Here is a 4,741-nt window from a genome sequence, read left to right on the forward strand (position 1 = left end):
GGCGGCCCCGTCGGGCCCGCCGTCGCCCGGGCGCCCCGCCACGGCGGAGCGCAAGCTCGCCCCGTCCCTGTGCGACGTGGGCCCGGCCCGGATCTGGGTGGACGACGTGCTGGAGAGCTGCGGCGTGCCGATGCCCCTGCGGCGCACCGTGATGCTGCTGACGTCGGAGGTGCTGACCAACGCCGTCGACCACGGGCAGGCGCCGTTCACGGCCACTGTCGAGGTGGACCTGGACCGGCTGCGGGTGGGCGTGCGCGACTCCTCGACCGTGCAGCCCGAGCTGCGCGACCCGACGGTCACCGAGTTCGGGGGACGCGGCGTGCAGTTCCTCGAACGTCTCGCGTCCCGCTGGGGCGTGGACCGGCACGGCGGACCCGCGCGCCCCACACACCGGAACGGACCCGCGCGCGAGGGGCGCCGGACGGGCAAGACGGTGTGGTTCGAGCTCGACCTGGGGTGAACTTGGGGTGAGGCCTTCGGCCAGGGTCGAATCCAGCGGAGCGTGTCAGTGGCTCCGCGTACGGTGTGAGCTATGGCACAGACTGCGTCACATCCCAAGCAGAGCACCGGTGAGGACCTGGCCGGGGCCGAGCTCTCGGCACAGCTCGAGGTGTACCGCCGCGAGCTGACCGGATACTGCTATCGCCTGCTGGGCGGAACCTTCGACGCCGACGACGCGGTGCAGGAGACCCTCCTGCGCGCGTGGCGCTCGTACGACCGGTTCGAGGGTCGCTCCTCGCTCCGCACCTGGCTGTACCGCATCGCCACCAACGTGTGCTTCGACCAGCTCGGTTCGAGCCGCGCCAAGCGGGAACGCCCCATGGGGCTCGGTGCCGCCGCCGACCCCGTCGAGGAGAGCCTCACGATGGTGCTCCCCGAGTACGCGTGGGTCGAACCGGTGCCTACCGAGCACGTGCTCCCCGGCGCGAGCGACCCGGCGGACACCGCCGTCGCGCGGGAGTCGGTGCGCCTCGCGTTCGTCGCGGCGCTCCAGCACCTGCCGGCCAAGCAGCGCGCCGTCCTGATCCTGCGCGAGGTGCTGCGCTGGCCGGCCGCCGAGGTCGCCACGCTGCTCGACACCTCGGTGGCGTCGGTGAACAGCGCGCTCCAGCGCGCCCGCGCCACGCTCGCGGAGAAGTCACCGGACCGGTCCGGCACCTCGGAGCTCCCGGAGCACGCCGCCTCGGCCGACGAGACGGAGCTGCTGGAGCGGTATGTCGCGGCGTTCGAGCGCTACGACATGACCGCTCTGGCCAACCTGCTGCGCGAGGACGCGGTGATGAACATGCCGCCGTACGCGATGTGGTTGGAGGGCATCGAGAACATCCAGGCGTGGATGACCGGGCCCGGCCACGGGTGCGAGGGTTCGCGCTGCGTGCCCATCCACGTCAACGGGACGCCGGGATTCGCGCAGTACCGCCAGGACCCCAAGGGCGGCCACTTCCCGTGGGGCATCGTGGTGCTGGAGAACGACGGCACGCACATCACCGGCATCACCACCTTCATCGACACGGAAAAGTGGTTTCCACGTTTCGGCCTGCCGGACCACCTCGATTGAGCGATTGGCAATACCCTCATCAGGGTGACTGTGCGATCCGTGGTGGTCGGCGTGGACCACAAGCACCCGGAGCTGGCTCGGCGGGCAGCGTCGCTCGTCCAGTCTCTGGGTGGAAGCCTGATCGAGCTCGTGTGCGTGTGGGTCGACGAGACCGCGGTCTCGGACTCACGGGGATTCACCGTGTCGGTGGACCCCGACATCGCCGTGTCCTCGGACGCCTACGGAGCCGACGTCCTGGCGGGGCTGAACCGGGCGATGGCCGACGTCGGCCTGCCGTGGTCGGCCCTGCGCGGGGCCGGTGACCCGGCGGTCGAGCTGGGCCGGGTGGCCGACGAGGTGGAGGCGGCGATGATCGTCGTCGGTGCCCACCGCCCGGGCCTGCGCGGCTGGACGACGAACCTGGTGGGCGGGACCGTCGCCGGGCGGCTCATCCACAACCAGTCCCGCCCCGTCGTGGTGCTCCCAGAGACGATGTCGGCCCCGTGAGCGATAGGTTCTTCCCACACCTGTCGAGCGTCCATGAGGGGAACCGCCGCGTGAAGAGTGCGCCTCACCGCGACTGGCGGTACGTGGGCCTCGTCGCGCTGGGCGGTGCGGGCGGATCTGTCGCCCGGTACCTGGTAAGCATGTGGGCCGGGATCCTGCTGACGCCCCTGACCATCGCGTTCCCGGGCGCGAGCGGGACGATCCTCTGGTTCCCGGTCGGCACGCTCGTCGTGAACCTCGTCGGGGCGTTCGCCCTGGGTTACCTCCTGGAGGCCCTCGCCCGGCGCGGCCGAGAGACGGTCCGGCGCCGCAAGATCCGGCTCGGGATCGGCACGGGCGTGCTCGGCGGGTTCACCACCTACTCTGCGCTCGCCCTCGAGGTGCAGGAGCTGCTCGGCCAAGGGATGCCGTGGCTCGCGCTGCTGTACGCGGCGCTCACCCTCGCGGGTGGCACGGCGACGTGCCTCAGCGGGATCGCGCTGGCGGCCCGCGCGGACCGACGTCGAGAGGGCAGGTGACACCGGTGCTCGCACTCCTCCTCGTGGCTGTCGGCGGCGGCCTGGGCGCGGCCGCCCGCTTCGTGGTCGACGGCGAGGTCCGCGCCCGGCACGGCGGCGGGTTCCCGTGGGGCACGTTCGTCGTGAACGTCAGCGGCTCGTTCCTGATCGGCACCTTCTCGACCCTGTTCCACACGCTCACCTGGTACGGCGTGTCCCCCGACGTCGCACACCTCGTGCAGTTCGCCCTGACCACCGGCCTGTGCGGTGGGTACACCACGTTCTCCACAGCCACCGTGGAATCCGTGCGCCTGGCCCGCTCCGGCAGGCTGCGGCTCGCGCTGGCGAACACGCTGGGCACGCTGCTGGTGACGGTGCTCGCGGCGGCCGCGGGCGTGGCGGCAGGCGGCCTGTTCGTCTGACCTGGCTCGGAGCGCCGCCGCGGTCGCCGTCGGCGGACGCTCCGTGTGCTTCACACCTTGACGTCGCTCACCGGTACGTCGCCGGGGTTGACCGCGCCGAGGAAGAGCTCCGCCAGGAGCTTCCACTCCTCGAGCGGCCGGCTGCCGACGAACCGCGCCGCCTCCTCCGGCGTGCGGTTCACCAGCGCGATGTCGACGACGTACCAGTCGCCGCTCTCCCGCCAGACGACCGCGGCGTTGGTCCGCCGGCTCGAGCCGCTGATCCCGGCCCGGAGCTCGTTCCCCGGCTTCTGCGCCCGCTCGATCAACGGGTAGTCGCCGCGGTGCGCCCAGCCCGACCACGCGTGGCTCAGGGCACGCTCGAGGTCCACCCTGTCGTTGGTGACCCGCGTCGTGCCGACCGCCGCCATACCCAGGCCGAGGCCTTCGATGACCTCGGTCACCTGCTGTCCTTTGCTTGTCATGCTGGGACACTACGGGCACAACGGGTCGGAACAGACCTACAACGGCCTATTGATTTGCATACGTCCCGCAGACGTCCCTTGGTCGAGTCCCGCACACGCATCTCGCGCGCTCGACAGCCCGCGTGTCGGTGGGGCGTGGCAGGCTTCGCTGCATGAGCCTCATGCTCCTCGACTCCGCCTCGCTCTACTTCCGCGCGTTCTTCGGCGTGCCCGACTCCCTGCGGGCGCCCAGCGGCACACCCGTGAACGCCGTCCGCGGGCTGCTGGACACGATCGCGTGGCTCGCCACGACGCACGGTCCCGACCGCATGGTCGCGTGCTGGGACGACGACTGGCGCCCCGCCTTCCGCGTCGAGGCGATCCCCAGCTACAAGGCGCACCGCGTGGCGCAGGAGGTGCCCGGCACCACCGGGATCGAGGAGGTGCCCGAGACGCTGCTCGCCCAGGTTCCGGTCATCGTGGAGGTGCTCGCCGCGCTGGGCATCGCACGGGTGGGCGTGCCCGGCTACGAGGCCGACGACGTCATCGGCACCCTGACCTCGCGCGCCGTCGCGGAGGGCGCCGGGCCGGTGGACATCGTCACGGGAGACCGTGACCTGTTCCAGCTCGTCGACGACGCCGCCGGCGTCCGCGTGCTGTACCCGGCACGCGGCATCCGGGATCCCGACGTGGTGGACGAGGCTCGGCTGGTCGAGAGGTACGGCGTCGCCTCGGGGCAGGCCTATGCCGACATGGCGACGCTGCGGGGCGACCCGAGCGACGGCCTGCCGGGCGTGCCCGGCGTGGGCGAGAAGACCGCCGCGAAGCTGCTGGCCCAGTACGGCACGCTCGCCGGGATCCTCACGGCCCGGGACTCCGGTGACAAGGGACTGACCACCACCCAGCGCCGTCGCCTGCTCGAGGCCGACGACTACCTGAAGGTCGCGCCCGTCGTGGTGCAGGTGGCGCGCGACGCGCCGCTGCCCGCGTTCGACCCCGCGGTGCCGAAGGCGCCCGCGGACCCCGACGCGCTGGAGGCGCTCACCGCGCAGTGGGGCCTGCGGTCGAGCGTGGACCGGGTCCGGACGGCGTTCGGCTGGGCCTGAGGCTCAGTCGCCGGCGGCCGCGTCGTAGCGGTCCAGCACGACCTGGACCAGCCGCGGGTCGGGCTTGTCGGCCCCGGCGGGGCCCGCGACCGGGTCGGTCACGACGTCGGCGCCAGCCTCCAGCACCCGGTCCAGGAAGTAGCCCGGCGCCAGGAGGTAGGACACGACGATGACGCGCCCGGTGCCTGCCGCGCGGGCGGCCGCCACCGCGTCCGGGACCCGCGGCTCG

The 4,741-nt window shown here is 72.4% G+C and carries 7 protein-coding genes and 1 pseudogene; 6 read left to right on the top strand and 2 right to left on the bottom strand.

Annotation, left to right across the window (positions count from 1 at the left end; all coding sequences use genetic code 11):
- The 5 genes from PROKR_RS00840 to PROKR_RS00860 all read left to right on the top strand — a co-directional run.
- Positions 1-460, top strand: a 460-nt coding sequence (locus PROKR_RS00840) for an ATP-binding protein (protein ID WP_169736276.1), incomplete at its 5' end; no start/stop codon positions are given.
- Between the two features lie 72 nt (positions 461-532).
- The gene (locus PROKR_RS00845; RefSeq protein ID WP_051432564.1) at positions 533-1,558 is read left to right on the top strand and encodes a sigma-70 family RNA polymerase sigma factor; all 1,026 of its coding nucleotides are present in this window, start codon (positions 533-535) and stop codon (positions 1,556-1,558) included.
- Between the two features lie 24 nt (positions 1,559-1,582).
- Positions 1,583-2,044 (top strand): universal stress protein, encoded by a 462-nt coding sequence (locus tag PROKR_RS30365; protein WP_160158951.1) that lies wholly within the window; start codon positions 1,583-1,585, stop codon positions 2,042-2,044.
- 50 nt (positions 2,045-2,094) lie between these two features.
- Positions 2,095-2,562 carry a fluoride efflux transporter FluC gene (locus PROKR_RS00855; protein ID WP_036958896.1) on the top strand — a complete coding sequence of 156 codons (468 nt, stop codon included), beginning with the start codon at positions 2,095-2,097 and terminating at the stop codon, positions 2,560-2,562.
- A gap of 5 nt (positions 2,563-2,567) precedes the next feature.
- A complete protein-coding gene (locus tag PROKR_RS00860) occupies positions 2,568-2,963 on the top strand; it encodes a fluoride efflux transporter FluC (protein WP_342665842.1) in 396 nt (131 codons plus the stop codon).
- A gap of 50 nt (positions 2,964-3,013) precedes the next feature.
- On the opposite strand, the gene PROKR_RS00865 is transcribed toward PROKR_RS00860, so the two are convergent.
- Positions 3,014-3,427, bottom strand: a complete 414-nt coding sequence (locus tag PROKR_RS00865; RefSeq protein WP_157601791.1) for a hypothetical protein — start codon at positions 3,425-3,427, stop codon at positions 3,014-3,016.
- Positions 3,428-3,579: 152 nt separating this feature from the next.
- On the opposite strand from PROKR_RS00865, the gene PROKR_RS00870 reads away from it, so the two are divergent.
- Entirely contained in the window at positions 3,580-4,512 is a 933-nt protein-coding gene (locus PROKR_RS00870; protein ID WP_036958899.1) for a 5'-3' exonuclease, read from the top strand.
- A 3-nt stretch (positions 4,513-4,515) separates the two neighbouring features.
- Here PROKR_RS00870 and PROKR_RS00875 read toward each other — a convergent pair.
- Positions 4,516-4,741: pseudogene (locus tag PROKR_RS00875) on the bottom strand (sirohydrochlorin chelatase); the annotation flags it as partial.

The sequence above is a fragment of the Promicromonospora kroppenstedtii DSM 19349 genome, from assembly GCF_000515355.1.
GTDB classification, from domain to species: Bacteria; Actinomycetota; Actinomycetes; order Actinomycetales; family Cellulomonadaceae; genus Promicromonospora; species Promicromonospora kroppenstedtii.

Coding starts and splice junctions, on each gene's coding strand:
- PROKR_RS00845 (WP_051432564.1), top strand. CDS start 533: ATGGCACAGACTGCGTCACATCCCAAGCAGAGCACCGGTGAGGACCTG.
- PROKR_RS00865 (WP_157601791.1), bottom strand. CDS start 3,427: ATGACAAGCAAAGGACAGCAGGTGACCGAGGTCATCGAAGGCCTCGGC.
- PROKR_RS00870 (WP_036958899.1), top strand. CDS start 3,580: ATGAGCCTCATGCTCCTCGACTCCGCCTCGCTCTACTTCCGCGCGTTC.